Origin of the sequence: Campylobacter fetus subsp. fetus, assembly GCF_900475935.1 — a bacterium.
Lineage (GTDB): Bacteria > Campylobacterota > Campylobacteria > Campylobacterales > Campylobacteraceae > Campylobacter > Campylobacter fetus.
Genome location: NZ_LS483431.1, coordinates 1,229,611 through 1,248,619 on the forward strand (window position 1 = coordinate 1,229,611; position 19,009 = coordinate 1,248,619).

A 19,009-nucleotide genomic window follows, 5' to 3' on the forward strand; every position below is an offset into this window, starting at 1 on the left:
ATTGTATCTCATTTTAGCTTTGAATTACATTAACTATATGAACCTTAGCTATCTTTATGAGTTAAATTTTCTAGTTTATTTATAACATTTTGTATCACCCATTCAGGGGTACTGGCCCCTGCGCTGATACCGCATAATTTTTTATTTTGAAACCACTTTAATTCAAGCTCATTTTCACTTTCTATAAGATAACTATCTGGACAGAGATTTTTTGATATTAAATACAGCTGTTTTGTATTTGATGAATTTTTTCCACCTATGATTACCATCACATCGGCTCTACTTGAAAGTTCTCTTACGGCTTCTTGATTTTCTAATGTAGCATTACAAATAGTATTAAAAACCCTTACTTCTTTTACTCTTTGCATTAAATAACTTACAATTTTAGTAAATTTTTCTATTTTCTTGGTAGTTTGAGATACTACTGCTATTTTTGATGGAAGCTTAACTGTTTCAAGCTCACTTTCATCTAAAATCACATAAACATTTTTACTAGAGTAACTCATCACACCTTTAACTTCTGGGTGATTTATATCTCCAAAAAATACTATCTCATATCCTTCGCTACTCATTTTTTCTACTATTTGTTGTGGTTTTGTAACAAATGGACAAGTTGCATCTATAATCTCTACGTTGCGCGATTTTAAATTTGCCAAACCTTCTTTTGTTATACCGTGAGTTCTTATAATAGCTTTTTTTTCATTTTTAAGCTCACTTATATCTTTTAATGTTTTAACATTAAAATTATTTTTTAGTCTATCAATCTCAAGGCTATTATGTATAAGCTCACCTATTGTAGATGCATTTTTTGAATTTTCGGCTATTTTTATGGCTCTTTTTACTCCGAAGCAAAATCCATAACTTTTAGCTAACTCAATCTTCAACTCTAGCTCCCAACTCTCTTAAAAAATAACTAAATTTAGGAAAGGACGTTGCTATAAACTCACTTTTTTCTATATTCATACCACATTTTAAACCTAAAATAGCAAAACTCATAGCTATCCTATGATCCCCATGACTATCTATGGTAGCACTGTTTGGTTTGCCGCCTTTAATGCTAAATCCATCTTCTAATTCAACTGCTTCTATACCGCACTTTTTTAATGCAGCTACGGTTATGGCTATCCTATCACACTCTTTTACACGCAGCTCTTTTGCATTTTTTAATGTGCTAACTCCATTGGCACATGCAAAAGCTATAGCAAGAGCGGGGGCTTCATCTATAAGCCAAGATATATTTTGATTTACATCTACGGATTTTAATTCTGAATACTGTACACAAATATCGCCTATATCTTCATATGTGCTACTAGTTTTTGTACATGTTATTTTGGCGCCCATTTTTTCTAGTACTTTGTACGCTTCTATGCGAGTTTTATTAAGCAAAATATTTTTTATAATTATCTTCGAGCCGGGGATTATAGCCGCTGCTACGGCGTAAAAAAAGCATGAGCTAGGATCATTAGGCACATCTAAAATAAGAGGTTTTAAATAAGCTCCCTTTAGAGGTTTAACTTCTATTTCAAGCCCGCTTTGAGATATTTGAGCTCCCATTCCTAAAAGCATTCTCTCACTATGATCTCTACTTAGTTCAGGCTCTTTAAATTTGCAACCAGCCGAGCAAAGCCCGGCTAAAATAAGAGCGGTTTTTACTTGAGCTGAAGCAACTGAACTATTGTATGCAAAATAATTAAGCTCTCCGCCCCTAATTGCTAATGGAGCTTTATTTGCGCAGTCTCTACCATCTATTTTTGCGCCTATTTGCATCAATGGAGAAGCTACTCTTTTCATCGGACGCTCATTCAAATATTTATCTCCGCTTAAGACAAAAAAGCCATCGCATCCCGCTAAAAGTCCCATAAAAATTCTCATAGCAGTACCCGAGTTGCCGCATTCCAAAATAGCATTTGGGGAAACAATCTTTTTTGGAGGAGTAATGAGATAAACTCCGTTTTTAAACTCCACTTTAGCACCGAGTTTCTCTATAATTTTCAATGAGTTCATAGTATCTTCGGCTTCTAAATAATTACTGATTTTGCTTACTTTATCACTAAGAAGTGAAAATATAGCACATCTATGGCTTATAGATTTATCGCTCGAAACCTTATTAAACTCAGCATCAAATGGATTATTTAACGCTTCTACTATCATCTTAAACCTATGCCCAGCTTATCGTTTAGAGCAGCTAAAATTTTATCTATTGTATCTGCTATTTCTTCATCTTCAAGCGTTTTTTGCATATCTTGAAACGTAAATTTAACACTTAAGCTAACTTTGTCAGCAAGAGTCTCATCGCTATACAAATCAACAGGTAAAAACTCTTTTAAAGTAAGTATATTTAAGTTTTCTATGCAATTTTTAATTTCGATATATGGTAGATCTTTAGGAACTATAAAACTTAAATCCCTACTTATACTTGGAAATTTAGAGTAATTTTTAGCCATTTTTGCACTAAATTTGATCTTATCAAAATCAAGTTCGCAAACATAGGTTTTAGGCAGATCTCTTTTTAGCTCTAAGTTAAGATCTAATCTTCCTATATAGCCTATGTAATTGCCATTTTTATATATAGATGCTTGTTCGAATTCGCTTAAAAAAACTATATTTTTACCGTTTTTTAGCTCTATTTTTCCGATTATATCTTGAATCAAATTTGCAAAAGTAAAAAAGTCGATTTCGGCTGGTTTTGCACCATTTAAAAGAGTCGGCTCATTTATAAGACCGCTAGCTATAAATCCAAATTTAGAACCTTGAATACCTGTTTCATCAAATACATCTCCAAATTCAAAAAGCCTTACTGATCTTTTCGAATTTTTAACATTTCTTTCGCATGAATTTAAAAGATGATTTATCAAAGTAGGTTTTAAGACTGCTAATTCGTTATTTATAGGATTTAAGATTTCAGTGCGACTTGGTTTAAATCCAAGCGCCTCAAGCTCTTCGGCGTTATCAAATATATAATGTACGCATTCAAAAAATCCAGCCATAGCAGCTTTATGACGTAGATCTTTAGAGTGTTTATAGCTTTCAAATGTAGGATTTATTCTGTTTTTTTCACTAAATATCAACGGAGTTGAAGGTATATTATCGATACCTATTATCCTTACTATTTCTTCACAAATATCATGAGTATTGCGTATATCGTGACGATAAAATGGCACTCTTGCATAAATTTGCTCTTGTTCAACATTAAAAGTTATATCAAAACCGAGCTTTTTAAGTATCTTAATAACATCATTTCTTGAAATTTCACTACCTATCATATTGCAAATTTCAGGACAATTAAAACTCACTATGGTCTGCTCTTTTTCAAGTAAAATTTGCTGCGCTCCTGCATATGGAGCTATTTTTTTATTTTTAGAAAATAGATCAAAAAGAAGATCCATACCTATGCTGAGTTTTGGCTCGCTTCCCCTACTAGACCTATAAGTAGCATCGTCTTTTGGCTGCTTTTTATCGCCTCCTATGGCAGATGCTATCACATCTGGCTCGGTATAGCTTGCTTCGATTATTATTACTCTTGAGCATTCATCAAGTCTAGCTTCGTCCGTTTGCCAAATTCCGGCTTGACCAAGACACTTTCCGTCGGAATAAACGCCGTAAGATCCGTTTGCTTCTATCTTTATATCAATATTTATCTTATCTTCATCATCTTTTGCTATCTTATGATAATCATAAACTCTAAATAAAACTCCAGTCGCATGAGTAACATACTCTAAAACTTTTTGTATAGAATTTGTTTTAGAACAATCTATTAAAGCCAATCTGAGATCTGTTTTTAAGCTAATTTCAAAATTATTTTTAAGCTCAATAGCCCTATATAAAAATGAGCCGTCGATCTTCTCGTCGCAATGTATGCTAAGTATTCTACCTATACCAAGAAGTTTCTCCTCTTCTTCTCTAGGAGTTCTATCTCTCATAGGAATATCCAAAGCAACGCTAAGGTCTCTTGCTACACCGTTTATACTAAGACAATCCCCTCTATTTGGCGTAAGATCAATCTCTATAATATCATCGTTAAATATAGGATACTCTCTAAGCTCTTTACCTAATATAAGCTCGCCGATACTATCATCAAGGATTATTATGCCATCATTTATCTTAGCTAGTCCAAGCTCGCTACTAGAACACAGCATTCCAAAACTTGCTACTCCTCTTAATTTTGCAGATTTTATCTCAAGTCCATTAGGCATGATAGCTCCCACTAAAGCGCAAGCTACAAACTGTCCTGAAGCTACATTTTTTGCTCCACAAACTATCTGAAGCACTTCAGTACCGACATCTACTTCGCAAACATGCAAATGGTCGCTATTTTCATGTTCAACGCAAGTTCTAACTTGTCCTACAACCACTTTTTTAGGAGCAGCAATACTTTTTAAACTATCAACTTCTAAGCCTATAGAATTTAATTTATCACATATTGTTTCTGTGCTGATATGGGAAACATCGACCCACTCATTTAGCCAATTTTTACTTATTATCATTTAAACTGCTCCAAAAGTCTGATATCACCCTCAAATAGGCTTCTTAAATCTGGAATTTGATGAAGCAACATAGCAAATCTCTCTACTCCAAGACCAAACGCATAGCCGCTTACATTTTTATATCCTACGGCTTTAAATACATTTGGATCTACAACGCCACTTCCTAATACCTCAAGCCAGCCAGTCTGCTTGCATACTCTACAGCCTTTACTTCCACAAAATATACAGCTAATATCAGCCTCTGTGCTAGGTTCTGTAAATGGAAAAAAGCTAGGTCTAAATCTAACTTTTACCTCTCCAAACATATATCTTAAAAAATCTTCTAAAATATATTTTAAATTTGAAAAGCTGACACTCCCTTCATCTTCTACAACAAGTCCTTCTACTTGGTGAAACATAGGAGTATGAGTTAGATCTAAATCGCGTCTAAAAACAGCTCCCGGAGCTATCATACGAATAGGCGGTTTATTATTCAACATGGTTCTTACTTGAACAGGACTTGTGTGAGTGCGAAGAAGTCTAAAATCTTTTAAATAAAACGTATCTTGCATATCTCTTGCTGGGTGGTATTTTGGGAGATTTAAAGCTTCAAAATTATGAAAATCATCCTCGATGAGAGGTCCGCTTTCTATGCTAAAATTCTGCGCTACAAAATACTCAATTATCCTATCCATCGTATCCATAACAGGATGAAGTGCACCGGTATTTAACGGCTCGTTAAAAAGCGTAATATCTACAGCGCTAGCTCGCATTTTAGCTTTTATAAATTCTTTTTCAAGAATAGATTTTTTATCATTTATATGAACGGTTAAAGTATCTCTTTTGATATTTAAATTCTCGGCAAAAGCTTTTTTTTCATCCGAAGGAATATCTTTTAACTTTGCAAATTCGTTCGTTATAATGCCTTTTTTTCCGAAAAGTTCAACTCTTATTTTTTCAAGTTCGTCAAGGCTCAAAGCTTGATCTATCTTATCAATTATCTCTTGCAAATTACCTACCTTGTCTAAAATTTCGCTATCATTGTACCCTAAAATTGATTAAATTATCTATAAAAGCATCTATAAATTAACAAATAATTAGATATAATTGTGCTTAAATTTAAATTAGGAGATAGCAATGCCTTGCATTTTTGAAAAAATAGTAGCCGGTGAAATACCATCAAATAAAGTACTTGAAAATGATAAATTTCTCGCATTCCACGATATAAATCCTAAAGCGCCTGTACATATACTTATCATACCAAAGAAGCACTATGAAAATTTTCAAGTAATGGATCCTAGCCTTATGGAGGAAATGACGAAATTTATTCAAGAAGTTGCAGCTACTATCGGTGTAGATAAGACAGGTTATAGACTAGTTACAAACTGTGGTGAAAATGGAGGACAAGAAGTTATGCACTTGCATTTTCATCTACTAGGCGGAACTATATTAAAATGGACGGATAGTCACTCAAACGATCCAAAAGATAGTTTTTGATATAAGAGCCATAAGGCTCTTAATACTACATAAAAACAGGAATCGGAGTATTTTGCAAGAAGTACTTAGTTGTTCCGCCAAGATACATCTCTTTCAATCCATTTTCACCATAACTGCTTGCTATAACCATATCGAATTTGCCATTTAAAGCATTTTGAAGAAGTGCTTCTCCTGGAACCGATGTAGTTTTTACGACTTCAAAAGTAGCGTTGATGCCATGAAAAGATAGATATTCTAAAATATCTTTTTCTATGGTTTGTTCATTTTGAAAATACTTATTTGTAACTATAATATGTACTTTTTTTGAATTTTTTACTAAAAACATAGACTGAGTTATAGCTCTTGATATACTAGAAGTCCCATTCCAACCGATTAAAATATTATCTGCTTTAAACTCTGTTAAAGTTCTTGGGATTACTATCGCATTTTTTCCACTTTTTATAACAGCAGAATCAAAAGTAGCAGTAGGTTCTCCTTCTGGCGGACAAGCAGCGACTATCATATCGCAAAACTTCGCTTCATACTCTACAACTTTGCTTCTAACGCCTTCTTTAGTATGGAACTCGGCAGTTGGTACGCCTGCTACAGGTTTATCACTGATAGTTATACCTAATTTATCGCAAAGAGAACTAAATATCTCATAATTTCTCTTCTTCTCATCATCTAATTCCGAAATTACGGTATCTTTAAAAGTGCTAAATATATTTCCTCTATTTAAAGCCATTTCAAGATTGCACACTAGACTAAAATCCATCTGAGAAGCAAGAAAGCTTATGTGTGTTTTTAAAGCTTTACTAACTAGCAAAGCACCGTATAATCTATCTTCAAAATTATCTCCGCCGCCTATAGGGAAGAACAGTTTTTTAATCTCCATGATAAACCTCCGTTATTAAATTTAATTAAGATCCAATGATATTTTTCCGCCTTTAATATCTGAAACTTTTACCTTTATCGTATCACCCTCTTTTAAAGGTGAAACTATTTTTGAAATATGTAAAAGCCCGTCAACTCCATCTCTTAAAGATATAAATGCACCAAAAGCAGCCATTTTTTTAATTTCGCCTTCAAACTCATCACCTATGTTAAAAGGAGTTACGTTTTTATACTCTCTTTTGTTCCTAAAACCGCCGCTTCTCTGCTCTTTTTGCGTAATTTGTATAATATAATCTTTAGCAGCTTCTACCTTTTGTCTCTCTCCCCCGGCTATCTTTACTTCGCCTTTATCTCTGTCAAGATCTATGCTAACTTCAAATTTTTCTATAATCTCTTTTATGGTTTTTCCGGCCTGTCCTATTATATCAACTATTTTACTAGGATCTACGCTAAATAACTCTAACTTTGGTAAAACATCCTCATTCACGACTATTTCTTCATCTGCTTTAACCATTAAATTTAAAATATGATCTCTAGCTTCTTTTGCTTGGTATAGCGCTTCTTTTAATACATCTAAACTAATTCCGCCTAATTTGATATCCATCTGAAGAGCGGTGATGCCGTCTTTTGAGCCTGCGACCTTGAAGTCCATATCTCCATCGTGGTCTTCAAGCCCCATTATATCTGTTAAAACAGCGTGCTCATCACCTTCAAATACAAGCCCCATCGCTACTCCGGCTACAAGCTTGATCGTTTCGACTCCTGCTGCTCTAAGTGACAAAGAGCCGCCACATACACTAGCCATAGAACTTGAACCGTTACTTTCTAAAATTTCGCTAACAACTCTTAACGAGTACGGACTATTTAAATCTATACTTGGATAAAGAGCTCTTTTTGCTAAATTTCCATGTCCTAACTCGCGTCGTCCAGGAGCCTTTAAAGGACTTGCCTCGCCTACGCTAAATCCAGGAAAATTATAATTAAACATAAATTTATCGGCAACTGCATTTTTTTCTGTCAAGTACTCACTCATTTGAGCATCATTATCGGTACCTAAAGTAGTTACAACAAGAGCTTGAGTTTGACCGCGGGTAAATAGACAACTTCCATGTGCATTTGGCAAAATATTCGTCTCTATACTGATCGGCCTAACATCTTTTAGACCTCTTCCGTCGGCTCTTTTTTTATCTTTTATAATACCTGTTCTAACTAACTTTTTCTTATATTTTCCAAGTATATTCGAGATAAGAGCTTCATCCCAGCCCTCTTTTTGAGCAACTTCACTAAGAGCTATTTGTTTAGCTATTTTAGAAAGCTCACTCGCTCTTTCGCTTTTAGCCATTTGATTTATAGCCGCTTTTACATCTTCTTTGTAAAATTCATTTATATATATCGCAACATTTTCATTTTCTATCTCTGGCTTGTACTCTAAATTTGCAGTCTCTTTTTTGTAGTTACGAAACGCCTCTTCATATGCGTTGCTTCCTTTTAATATAGCTTCTGTAGCTAATTTTATAGCATCTATCATAAGATCTTCACTAAATTCATTCATTTTTTGTCTTGAAACGAAACCTTCATTTAAACTAGGATCCATCATAGGATCTATAGCGATGACTGGTACAATTTCATTTTGTTCATTGGGTAAACTTCTCATTTCTATCATAAGAAGTTCATCTTTTACGCCTGCCACGTAAAGATCAAGAGCAGAGTTTTTTAGCTCTGAATTGCTTGGATTTATAACAAATTTACCGTTTATATGCCCTACCCTAACACCGCAAACCGGACTGTTAACCGGAATATCACTAAGATATAAAGCTACACTCGCAGCATTTAGCGACACTACTTGCAAATCCACTTCTGGATCGCTACTTAAAACCATTACGACAATCTGAGTCGGATATGCATAGCCTTTAGGGAATAAAGGTCTTAAACTTCTATCTATAATACGGCTTGTTAATGTCTCAAAATCTCCTGGTTTAGTCTCTCTTTTGACATATCCTCCTGGTATTCTACCAGCGGCGTATTGTTTTTCTATATACTGCACGGTAAGAGGTAAAAAATCCTCTTCTACTTGAGCATCTTCTCTAGCAACCGCGGCTAATACAACTGTATTTTTTACACGCATTAACACTGCGCCGGCTGCTTGTTTGGCAACCTTATTAAGATCAAAAATTTCAATTTGATTATTTACTTCTATTGAACACTGCATAAAAACTCCTTATTTTTGTAATGGTAAGTAATACGGACTATCTTCTAAAATAGACATAATGGCTTCTGATGAGGGGGATATTTTATCTTTATAATAAAAATCCACGTCAACAAAATTCGCTATCTTTTTAACACAAAATATACTATCGACTAAGGTATTTAGATATGGCACTATATTTAAAGGCATAAGAGGTGTAGCATAAACAATGGATCTAGCTTCTAAATTTATAAGAGTTTTTATACATACCAAAGCCGTAGCACCTGTCTGGCAACCCTCATCTATGAGCAAAATATTCTTTCCTTTTAAATCACCTAACAACTTTCCTTTTCTATATCTATACACATTTTTTAATATTTTTTCTTCATATTTTCTATGAGCCTCTCCATATATAAAATCCAAAGATATATTAAAAGCTTTTATAAGCTCATCATTTACGACTATCTCTTCAGTTTCGCTCACCATTCCTATCTCGCATTCTGGATTATTTGGTGCTAAAATTTGTTCACTAAAAAGTAGCTCATAACTCAACTGCAAAGATGAAGCTACTTTATCTGTCAATACAACAGAATCTAAAGATGATCCAACAACAACGAAATCATTGTCTATAAGCTCGTTTTTTGGCAGTATATCAAGTAGCTTTTCAGCGGCGTCAAGCTCATTTTCAAATTTAAGATCATCTGGACTTATCACTGTTTCGCCTCATTATTTTGCTCTATAGAAAAGTCATATCCAACCCCGCCTAATGGATAAAAACTAAAATACAGATAGAACCCTTGACTTTTTTTGGATTCTAAACCGGCGCTGGTATTTTTCGGTTCTATATCTTCTTGATATACAAGACTATAATCCCAGCATTTTCTTTTGTAATTGATACCGGTTCTCCACATCTTCGTATAACTTCTTTGAACGTCATAGTCAAAACCCGCAAAAAACCTATAATTTCTAGGTAAATTTATACTCAAAGACGAACTCAAATAACTCTCTTTATCATAAATTAATTTATTGTCGCTATTTTTATCGTATGTATGCCACAAAGCGACGTTAAAACGTGAATTCGCGTAGCTAGTTCCGCTTTGAATTTTCGCCAAACTATTATCTATGTGTGAATACTCAATCTTATTTGCAAAATTAAAATTACCAAAATATAAATTCAGCCTATTTTCTAAATTTTCAAAATCACTGTCGTCTATATTAAATCCTTGTTTTATACTATGTCTTAAAAATTTCTGTCCATCAGAGCCATAAAAAAACTGTACAAAATCAGCAGTAGTGCTTTCTTTGCTATATTTTTTGTCAAGTCCGCTCACAAAATTTTCTTCAAATAAATTTGAATCGGTTAATTTTATATTATTACCACTTTGATCTATCATATAGTATTTTAGTAAATTATTTTCTATATTTCCATTAGAATAACCGGGTTTTATATAATCAAGTTTTAAATTTATGGTATGATAGAAGTTGTTATAAGCTTTTGCTAAATCTGTTTCTATAAGAAATTTATGGTAATGGTTTATGTAGTCATTAAAATTATCATCTATAAACTCACCATTTGCATAAAGTCTATTATTTTTATATGCTATATGAGTCGCATATATATTTTCCGTTATTGAAAAGTTTGCGTAATCATCTAAAATATTAAAATTTAAACCGACTGGAAAATCTATCTCGTATTGAGATGCTCTAGTTCCGATACTTCTTGTATAATTATGATATTTAGCATCAAATGAATATATTAAATTCGGCACTATAAAAGTTGATGTGAAATTGTGATACTGTAACTTTGGAAGCTCTTGAAGAGTATCGTCGTTTCCGTATTTCGAACTGATTTTTGCAGTGTCTATATAGTATTTTGCATAAGCACCAAAATAATTTTCGTCGGTAGTTATAAAATAATTTAATTTAGACTGCACAAGCGAATCATAATCTCCATTTTTTTTACCGCGTAAATTAAGATAATCTATATCATTTAACTTTGTATATCTAAGCCATAAACCTTCAGTAAAATCACCGTCTATTAGATATTTTACCAATCTATCTCTATCATATTGAACTTCAAAACCCGTATGATTTCTATTTTTTAAATTCTCTTTTTCTTTATAACTATTTTTTTCATTAAATATACCACTTCTGATAAGTCCACCAGAATAAGGCGAATCTGCAAATCTAAATGTAGAGTAAATACCGCTTCCTCTATTTGTTCTTATTTGCGGATCAAACTCCAAGTCCCACTCGTCGGCTATAGCTATATAAAACGGTTGTAAGTACATAACTCCGTTACTCTTGCTGTATGCTATTTGAGGCGACAAAAAGCCTGTTCTTCTAGTTTTATCGGTAGAAAATCCAAAATACGGCATATAAAAAACAGGCGTATCTTTTATATAAAAAACAGGATTATAAAGATGCATAAATTTGCTCTGTTTATCTAACTCACCGCTGCTAAAATTTATATGCCAATCTGGATCTTGAACATTGCAACTAGATACGATAGATTTAGAAGCAAAATACGTCTCTTCAGTACTACAGCTTTCATCGCTTTGTATCCAGATCTCTTTATTTTTATCCATAGCAAAACTACCGTCAAAATTCAAATCATTTGTTTTTAAATTTATCATCACATAGTTTGAACGCGATGTTTCGCTATCGCCTCTTAACATATTTACATTTCCAAAAAGCTCTACAATTTCACTTTTTTGATCATATATAGCTCTATCAGCAGTAACCAAATAATTTTGAGAATATAAAAGAACGTTGCCGTTTGCATTAACTATGTTTCCGTTTTTTTCAACACTATCAGCCAAAAATTCAATATTTTCCACTCGTGCAAACAAAAAAGAAACAAACAAAAAAGATAAAAGTATTTTCTTAATAAGCATTACAAACCACTGTTTTAGCCAACTTATCGTGCCAAGTTTGTCTAGCTTGATTGCTAAGAGCCCACACAAATCCTAAATAAAACAGCCATTCGCTAAGCACTCTTACAACAGCTCTTAAAAAACTAGCCTGCAAACTAGGCTTAGATAGCATAACAGTATCTATGCATATGATTTTAAAGATCATTTTTCCGGGGGTCGCACCATAGTACCAGATGAAAAACGTCTGATAAATAACTCTTAAAAGTGCAATCTGAAAAACCATATTTGATATCATAAGCATGAGAGCCTCTATATCATCTGAAGCTTTAGCTAACGCGTTATAGTACGCTAACATGAACAACAAACTTATCAGAATTTCATCTACGCAGTAAGCCCAAAGTCTTTTATTTATGCTTGCTACTTCTATATTTTCTCTATCTAATTTATCTAATAAATTTTCACTCATTTAAGTGCCTGATACGCTATATCTTTGCGGTATTGCATACCGTCAAATTTAATATTCTTTACAAGTTCATAAGCTTTTTTATGAGCCTCTTTTATATCTTGCCCTACTGCTACAGCGACTAAAACCCTGCCGCCATCAGCGTAAAGTTCATCACCATTACTACTTACTCCGGCGTAATCTATATGGGTACCGTCTGGAACATGTTCTACTATGATTTTAGCCTTTTGGCTTGAACTATACGGATAATTTTTACTAGCTAGCACAACTGCTATAGCAACACTATTTTTTAGGCTTATGTTTGTTAATTTTTTTGTTGCGGCGTCTAGTAGAATTTGGCTTAAATTCCCATCTATCAAAGGCATAAGAACCTCGCATTCGGGATCACCGAATCTTACGTTAAACTCAAGAACATAAGGAGTATTATTTACTATCATAAGTCCTACAAATAAAACTCCGCAAAACGGTGCCCCTTCTTCTTGCATACCTTTTAAAGTCGTATGCACTATCTCATCTTCAACACGTTTTATAAGCTTAGCGTCTGCAAGAGGACTTGGCGCATAAGCTCCCATTCCTCCCGTATTTGGACCTTTGTCATTATCTAAAAGACGTTTGTGATCCTGCGCTACTGGTAAAGATACGAAATTTTCGCCATCACAAATAGCAAAAAACGAGAGCTCAAAACCATCCAAAAACTCTTCTACGATAATGCGTTTGCCGGCATCTCCAAAGCTTTCTCCGCTAAGCATATCTAGTGCGGCTTTTTTAGCTTCTTCGTGATTTTTAGCTATTATAACGCCTTTCCCTGCGCATAATCCATCGGCTTTTACAACTACCGTGCTGCTTAAGCTATCTATAAATTTAGAAGCTTCGTCATAACTATCTGTATTAATAAATTTAGCAGTTCTTATACAGTTTTTAGCCAAAAACTCTTTCATATACGCTTTAGAGCTTTCAAGCATTGCTGCTGCTTTGCTAGGACCAAAGATATTTAAACCATTTTGTTTAAATATATCAACAACTCCTGCGCTTAAAGCATTTTCAGGTCCGACTATAGTTAAATCTATATTATTTGATTTAGCAAATTGTGCCAACTCATGAAAATCTTTTGTGATTATATTTTGACCGATTTTAGTTGTTGCGCCGTTTCCGGGGCTAAAGTATATATTTTTAACATTTTCATCTTGTTTTAATCTAAGCGCTATGGCGTATTCTCTGCCACCGCTTCCTATAATTAAAATATTCATATTTTTCCTAGAGTTTAAATAAAAACCCAAATGGCCGTTACGCAGTAGAATCGGCCCTAATAAAAAGCCAACCTTGCAGATAGACTCAAACTTTAGGTCGCAATCTCTCGCTAAAAATGGCTACAAACGAGATCGCATCACACCATTTGCGTACTTTTCCGCCCATACTAATGTGTTGGACCCTCATAAAAACGCTATCGAACCATCCAGGTTATAAAATTATATAAAAGTTTAGCTTAAAAATCAAAGAATATTTTTATATTTTGTAACTTTTTGCAATATTTACACATTCGCTTATCTGCTGAGTAGGGCTTATAATTGCTTCAGTAACGAAGTCTAACGCTTTAGCCGTAGTTTTACCAATCGCAATAGCTTTATAGCTATCATTCCAGCTAAAATTGCTCAAAAATCCTTCTACATTTTTTGGACTTGTGAAAATAATGATAGATCCGTCTTCAGGTTTTTTTAAATTTAACTTTAAAAGTCTATTTTCATAAGCTATCAAAGTGTTTATATCCACGCCGTTACTTTGCAAAAAACTACTCAAACCAGAAACAGTATCTTTTGCGCTTATATAAAGTACTTTTTTGCCTCTTAAACAAGGGTAAATCTCTTTGGCAAATTCGTTTCCGTGAGCATTAAAACCTTCAAAAATCCTCTTAAAACCAAACTCTTTACAAGCTTGCGCAGTTGAATTGCTTATGGCAAATATATCTAAATTTTCACATTTTATATTATTAAATTTAAGTGCATTTACACCGTTTTTACTGGTAAAAACAGCCGCGTCAAAATCATTTAAATTTAAATTAAATTTATAAAATACTATCTCGCATACTTTTAAATTTATCACCTCATCAAGATTATATGGCGTATTTGACACTAAATATATCATAATTTTACTCCAGATACTTTAATATAATTTTCCATTCATCTACAAGTTTTTCTAAACTAAACTTAGCATTTGCGGGGCTAGTGGAAGGAAGTTTTATCACTTCAAAATCATAAAATTTTTTGCAAATCGCATAAGACGTATTTCCGTTTGCAAAAACAGCCTTTATATCTGCATTTTCAAAAATTAGATCCAAATTTGCCGGCTTAACGCTCGATATAGAATTATCCGATGAGCCTTTTACCGAACAGCTATAAGCTGCGTCGTGAATCGCCACTTGATGTTTAAGCAAAAAGTCTATTTTATCTTGAACGTTTCGTAAATGTTCAGAACCAAAAAGCGCGATTAAAACCTTCCAAAATCTATTTTGCGAATGAGCGTAATAAAAGCCCATTTCCCGAGACTTTACCGATGGAAATGAGCCTAAAATGAGTATTTTTGATCTGCTATCAAAAACCGGTTTAAATGGGTGAGTCGGCATTGCAAAACTAAGAACTATTCCCACTCTATAGTTGCTGGCGGTTTTGAGCTGATATCATAAACTACGCGGTTTATGCCATCGACTTCATTTATAATGCGGCGGCTGCAATTTTCCAACAGATCATACGGAAGCCTAGAAAAACTTGCCGTCATGCCATCGCTTGCATCCACCACTCTTAAGCAAACTGCGTTTTCGTATGTTCTATTATCTCCCATAACTCCGACTGAATTTACATTTAGAAGTACACAAAATGCTTGCCAAGTTTTATCGTACCAGCCGCTGCTTTTCAACTCTTCTCTTAGTATTACATCAGCCTTTCTAAGAAGCTCCAAACTAGAAGTATTTACCTCTCCCATAATGCGTATAGCAAGCCCTGGACCCGGAAAAGGATGACGATAAACTATATCTCTACTAAGTCCTAACTCAAGTCCAAGACGTCTTACTTCATCTTTAAAAATTTCTCTTAAAGGTTCGATTAGTTCAAATTCCATCCACTCAGGAAGTCCGCCTACATTATGATGGCTTTTTATAGTTTTACTAGATCCTGCAACACTGCTTTCTATAACATCCGTGTATAAAGTACCCTGGGCAAGGTATTTTACATTAGAGTGTTTTTTTGCCTCTTTATCAAACACCTCTATAAAAGTCTCACCTATAATTTTACGCTTTTTCTCAGGATCTCTTACACCTTTTAATCTACTTAGAAATAGCTCGCTTGCATCTATGCTTATTAAATTTACTCCTAATTTTAGCTTAAACATCTCTTCAACTTGCTTTGCTTCGTTTGTTCTAAGAAGACCATTATCTACAAAAACTACTATTAAATTATCCGGTATCGCGTGAGCTAAAAGCGCGGCTACAACAGAGCTATCGACACCGCCACTTACTGCGCATAAAACCTTGTCGTTTCCTACTTTTTCACGGATAGCTTGAACCTCTTTTTTTGCAAAACTTCCCATATTCCAAGTACTTTCGCATCCACAAATTTTAGCAAAATTTTTAAGCATACTATCACCGAACTCAGAGTGAGCAACTTCTGGATGAAATTGCAAAGCATAGAGTTTTTTATCTAAATTTGCAAATACGCAAAACTCGCTATTTTCCGAATTTGCTAATACTTCAAAACCTTGCGGAAGTTCATTTACTTTATCAGAATGACTCATCCACACAACACTTGTATCTGGAACTCCTTTAAAAAAATCGCACTTTTTAACTATATTTAAATTTGCTTTCCCATACTCTTTATGACCTGCTGGAGCTACGTCTGCTCCATTTTTATGCGCTAAAAGCTGCATTCCATAACAAATTCCAAGAACCGGAAGTCCTAAAGTAAATACGCCTTCATCGCAAAAATACGCATCTTTTGCATACACGCTAGCTGGTCCGCCGCTTAAAATAATACCTTTTGGATTTTTTGCTTTTATAGCTTCGATGCTTACATTAAAAGGCATAAGCTCAGCATAAACGCCTTGCTCTCTAAGCCTTCTAGCGATAAGTTGAGTGTATTGTGATCCAAAGTCTAGAACCAATATATCTGCATTTTTCATTATTTACCAACCTAAATTTAAATATTAAACCATAAACATAGTATTTATAGTAAAACTGCGCAATTCTATCTAAAAAGAGTTGAAACTTTGGTTATTTACTTTCTAAAGTAGTTTCTTGCGATATATTATATCTGGGATTGTCCTTATATCCGCAACCAACAAGAAAAATTAATAAAAAAGATGTTAAAATCGCCAAATGAAAAGTTCTGAAATTATTAATCATATTTTGCAAAATCCTTTATACGGAAATTTAAAAGCCGCTCGCGAATGCAAAGAGGCTCTTTTGATGCTTGGAAAAAGCAGAAGCTTACTTATAAAATTCGCATATCAAAGACAAAATACGCTATTTATAGCAGTTGCTCATCCACTCGCTTTACAAGAACTAAAAAATGATAATATCATAAATCAGATAAAAACTCTGTTAAATAAATATATAATTTTTAAAGAGGATACTAGTTTAAAACGCGTAGATGAAGTAAAAATATTTATAACAAAATTATCTAAATTTAAAAAAGCTTCCGAAATCAAAAGTAGAATTTTAGAGAGATCAGACGGAGAGTTTTTAAATTTAGCAAAAGATAGAGTTATATACGAACTTTTTGAAAAATTAAGAGTGAGCATAAATGCTAATAGATGAGCTAAAAACTCTTCCGAATGAACCAGGAGTCTATCAATACTTTGATAAAAACTCAAAACTGTTATACGTAGGAAAAGCAAAAGTATTAAAAAACAGAGTAAAAAGTTATTTTAGTTTTACTGGAACTTTGAGTCCAAGTTCTCGCCTAAGTCCGCGTATAGCAAAGATGATAAATGAAGCCGTTCATATAGAATGGATAACTACTTCAAGCGAATCAGACGCTTTAATACTCGAAAACTCATTTATAAAACAACTAAAACCAAAATATAATATTTTACTAAGAGACGATAAAACCTATCCGTATATATACGTAGATTTGAGCAGCAATTTTCCTCGTTTTGAGATAACCAGAAAGGTTATAAAAGGCAAAAATATAAAGTATTTCGGACCATTTTTTAAAGGAGCAAAAGAGATACTAGAAGCTTTATATCTTGAGTTTAAGTTAGTACAGAAAAAATCATGCTTAAAGGATAAAAAAGCATGTCTTTTTCATCAGATAAATAGATGTCACGCGCCTTGCATAGGGGCTATAAAAAAAGAAGAATATGCAAAAATCGTCTCTAGTGCCATAAAAAAACTAAAAAATCCTGAACTTTTGGTAGAAAATCTTTCAAATTTAATGCAAAACTTTGCCGAACGGGAGAATTATGAAGAAGCAGCAAAACTAAGAGATCAGATAAATACCATAAAAGATATAAGCATAAAAGTGCAGATAGATATCGCAAAACTTGAAGATTTTGAAGCTATAGCCATAAGCTGTGCAAAAGGTTTCGTATGCTCTGTGAGATTTTCTATAAGAGATGGAAAAGTATCATTTGCAAATCATAGTTTAACTCCGGCTAAAGATACTATAAACTTAGATCTATCAGGAATTTATAAACAAGTTATATTAGAAGCATTTCCAGATGATCTACCTATAAATACTACAAAAATTTATACATACAGTGAGTTTGAAGATATGGAGTTAGTATCGCAAATACTATCTAAAAGACATTCTAAAAAATTTCATATCATCTCTCCAAAAGCAGGAGATAAAAAATCACTCTTAGAAGTCGCGTTAAAAAACTGCGATATTTTTATAGAAAAACATTTAAAAACACATAGTTACGAGTTCTTAAATGAGATAAAAGAGTATTTTAAACTAACGAATTTACCGATTAAAATCGAATGTTTTGATAACTCACATCTATTTGGAACAGCTCCTGTTGGTGGCATGATCTCATGGGAACTGGATAAATTTAAAAAAGAGCATTACCGTCATATTCATCTAAATAGTACAAACGATTACGATCAGATGAATGAGATGCTTACAAATCGAGCTTTACGTTTTGATAAACTAAATCCTCCTGATCTTTGGGTTTTAGATGGCGGAGACGCACTTTTAAAACTTGCTAAAAATATAGTACAAAGCAGTGGCGCAAATGTTGACATAATTGCTATTTCAAAAGAAAAAATAGATGCAAAAGCTCACCGAGCCAAAGGTAACGCGAATGATAAAATTTATACAGAATTTGGAAAACTTAGCTTAAGCTCAAACGATAAAAAACTACAATTTTTCCAACGTTTGCGCGATGAAGCTCACAGATTTGCCATATCGTTTCACCAAAATAGCAGAAAAAAGCAGGATTTACAAAGCAGCGAACTTATGAATTTAGGCGTATCTGACGGAAGCATAAAAAAACTTTTAAGCTATTTTGGTAGTTTTGAAAATATTCATAAAGCAAGCTGGGACGATATAAAAAAAGTAACGAATAAAACCGTTGCAAATAAAATACTAGCCATTAAAAAGCCTTAAATAAGATATTTTTAAATTATACTTTGCTAAAATATAAAAGCAAATTATAAACTGGA

16 protein-coding genes are annotated in these 19,009 nt (G+C 33.5%); 3 read left to right on the forward strand and 13 right to left on the reverse strand.

The annotated features are described in order from the left end of the window. Positions 1 to 44: 44 nt before the first annotated feature. The 4 genes from DQN38_RS06130 to pheS are packed head-to-tail and all read right to left on the reverse strand — an operon-like array spanning position 45 to position 5,473. The gene (locus DQN38_RS06130) at positions 45 to 884 is read right to left on the reverse strand and encodes a 4-hydroxy-3-methylbut-2-enyl diphosphate reductase (RefSeq protein ID WP_065844100.1); all 840 of its coding nucleotides are present in this window, start codon (positions 882 to 884) and stop codon (positions 45 to 47) included. Beyond that, positions 874 to 2,151 carry a 3-phosphoshikimate 1-carboxyvinyltransferase gene (aroA, locus tag DQN38_RS06135; RefSeq protein ID WP_065844099.1) on the reverse strand — a complete coding sequence of 426 codons (1,278 nt, stop codon included), beginning with the start codon at positions 2,149 to 2,151 and terminating at the stop codon, positions 874 to 876. Before aroA ends, DQN38_RS06130 begins: the two co-directional genes overlap by 11 nt. Beyond that, complete coding sequence (gene pheT, locus DQN38_RS06140; protein WP_065844387.1) at positions 2,148 to 4,484, reverse strand: phenylalanine--tRNA ligase subunit beta; 2,337 nt, start codon at positions 4,482 to 4,484, stop codon at positions 2,148 to 2,150. Before pheT ends, aroA begins: the two co-directional genes overlap by 4 nt. Continuing rightward, the gene (gene pheS, locus DQN38_RS06145) at positions 4,481 to 5,473 is read right to left on the reverse strand and encodes a phenylalanine--tRNA ligase subunit alpha (RefSeq protein ID WP_002850029.1); all 993 of its coding nucleotides are present in this window, start codon (positions 5,471 to 5,473) and stop codon (positions 4,481 to 4,483) included. The genes pheT and pheS overlap by 4 nt, the downstream gene beginning before the upstream one ends. Before the next feature lie 127 nt (positions 5,474 to 5,600). Between pheS and DQN38_RS06150 the strand changes: the two genes are divergently transcribed. After that, entirely contained in the window at positions 5,601 to 5,960 is a 360-nt protein-coding gene (locus tag DQN38_RS06150) for a histidine triad nucleotide-binding protein (RefSeq protein WP_002850031.1), read from the forward strand. 25 nt (positions 5,961 to 5,985) lie between these two features. Here DQN38_RS06150 and DQN38_RS06155 read toward each other — a convergent pair whose 3' ends face one another. From DQN38_RS06155 to guaA, 9 genes are all read right to left on the reverse strand, one after another. Continuing rightward, entirely contained in the window at positions 5,986 to 6,834 is an 849-nt protein-coding gene (locus tag DQN38_RS06155; RefSeq protein WP_065844076.1) for a universal stress protein, read from the reverse strand. 21 nt (positions 6,835 to 6,855) lie between these two features. Further along, on the reverse strand, positions 6,856 to 9,042 hold the full coding sequence (locus tag DQN38_RS06160) for a polyribonucleotide nucleotidyltransferase (protein ID WP_002850035.1): 2,187 nt from the start codon (positions 9,040 to 9,042) through the stop codon (positions 6,856 to 6,858). 9 nt (positions 9,043 to 9,051) lie between these two features. Beyond that, the gene (locus tag DQN38_RS06165) at positions 9,052 to 9,732 is read right to left on the reverse strand and encodes a phosphoribosyltransferase family protein (protein ID WP_002850043.1); all 681 of its coding nucleotides are present in this window, start codon (positions 9,730 to 9,732) and stop codon (positions 9,052 to 9,054) included. Continuing rightward, the gene (locus DQN38_RS06170; RefSeq protein ID WP_228600371.1) at positions 9,729 to 11,858 is read right to left on the reverse strand and encodes an LPS-assembly protein LptD; all 2,130 of its coding nucleotides are present in this window, start codon (positions 11,856 to 11,858) and stop codon (positions 9,729 to 9,731) included. The genes DQN38_RS06165 and DQN38_RS06170 overlap by 4 nt, the downstream gene beginning before the upstream one ends. 46 nt (positions 11,859 to 11,904) lie before the next feature. Beyond that, positions 11,905 to 12,360 carry an RDD family protein gene (locus DQN38_RS06175; RefSeq protein ID WP_038453867.1) on the reverse strand — a complete coding sequence of 152 codons (456 nt, stop codon included), beginning with the start codon at positions 12,358 to 12,360 and terminating at the stop codon, positions 11,905 to 11,907. Next, positions 12,357 to 13,604, reverse strand: coding sequence for a phosphoribosylamine--glycine ligase (gene purD, locus DQN38_RS06180; protein ID WP_042960372.1), 1,248 nt, complete (start codon positions 13,602 to 13,604; stop codon positions 12,357 to 12,359). Before purD ends, DQN38_RS06175 begins: the two co-directional genes overlap by 4 nt. 256 nt (positions 13,605 to 13,860) lie before the next feature. Next, positions 13,861 to 14,496, reverse strand: a complete 636-nt coding sequence (locus DQN38_RS06185; RefSeq protein ID WP_065844074.1) for a uroporphyrinogen-III synthase — start codon at positions 14,494 to 14,496, stop codon at positions 13,861 to 13,863. 4 nt (positions 14,497 to 14,500) lie between these two features. Beyond that, on the reverse strand, positions 14,501 to 14,974 hold the full coding sequence (locus tag DQN38_RS06190) for a DNA-deoxyinosine glycosylase (protein WP_038454464.1): 474 nt from the start codon (positions 14,972 to 14,974) through the stop codon (positions 14,501 to 14,503). Between the two features lie 14 nt (positions 14,975 to 14,988). After that, entirely contained in the window at positions 14,989 to 16,521 is a 1,533-nt protein-coding gene (guaA, locus tag DQN38_RS06195; RefSeq protein WP_111738217.1) for a glutamine-hydrolyzing GMP synthase, read from the reverse strand. A 196-nt stretch (positions 16,522 to 16,717) separates the two neighbouring features. On the opposite strand from guaA, the gene DQN38_RS06200 reads away from it, so the two are divergent. Beyond that, on the forward strand, positions 16,718 to 17,158 hold the full coding sequence (locus DQN38_RS06200) for a hypothetical protein (RefSeq protein ID WP_002850056.1): 441 nt from the start codon (positions 16,718 to 16,720) through the stop codon (positions 17,156 to 17,158). Continuing rightward, a complete protein-coding gene (gene uvrC, locus DQN38_RS06205) occupies positions 17,145 to 18,953 on the forward strand; it encodes an excinuclease ABC subunit UvrC (RefSeq protein ID WP_065844187.1) in 1,809 nt (602 codons plus the stop codon). The genes DQN38_RS06200 and uvrC overlap by 14 nt, the downstream gene beginning before the upstream one ends. The last annotated feature ends 56 nt before the right edge of the window (positions 18,954 to 19,009 follow it).

Bases quoted from the DNA above. Each gene is read 5' to 3' on its own strand.
- aroA (WP_065844099.1), bottom strand. From the start codon at position 2,151: ATGATAGTAGAAGCGTTAAATAATCCATTTGATGCTGAGTTTAATAAG.
- pheT (WP_065844387.1), bottom strand. From the start codon at position 4,484: ATGATAATAAGTAAAAATTGGCTAAATGAGTGGGTCGATGTTTCCCAT.
- DQN38_RS06150 (WP_002850031.1), top strand. From the start codon at position 5,601: ATGCCTTGCATTTTTGAAAAAATAGTAGCCGGTGAAATACCATCAAAT.
- DQN38_RS06155 (WP_065844076.1), bottom strand. From the start codon at position 6,834: ATGGAGATTAAAAAACTGTTCTTCCCTATAGGCGGCGGAGATAATTTT.
- DQN38_RS06160 (WP_002850035.1), bottom strand. From the start codon at position 9,042: ATGCAGTGTTCAATAGAAGTAAATAATCAAATTGAAATTTTTGATCTT.
- DQN38_RS06175 (WP_038453867.1), bottom strand. From the start codon at position 12,360: ATGAGTGAAAATTTATTAGATAAATTAGATAGAGAAAATATAGAAGTA.
- purD (WP_042960372.1), bottom strand. From the start codon at position 13,604: ATGAATATTTTAATTATAGGAAGCGGTGGCAGAGAATACGCCATAGCG.
- DQN38_RS06185 (WP_065844074.1), bottom strand. From the start codon at position 14,496: ATGATATATTTAGTGTCAAATACGCCATATAATCTTGATGAGGTGATA.
- DQN38_RS06190 (WP_038454464.1), bottom strand. From the start codon at position 14,974: ATGCCGACTCACCCATTTAAACCGGTTTTTGATAGCAGATCAAAAATA.
- guaA (WP_111738217.1), bottom strand. From the start codon at position 16,521: ATGAAAAATGCAGATATATTGGTTCTAGACTTTGGATCACAATACACT.
- DQN38_RS06200 (WP_002850056.1), top strand. From the start codon at position 16,718: ATGAAAAGTTCTGAAATTATTAATCATATTTTGCAAAATCCTTTATAC.
- uvrC (WP_065844187.1), top strand. From the start codon at position 17,145: ATGCTAATAGATGAGCTAAAAACTCTTCCGAATGAACCAGGAGTCTAT.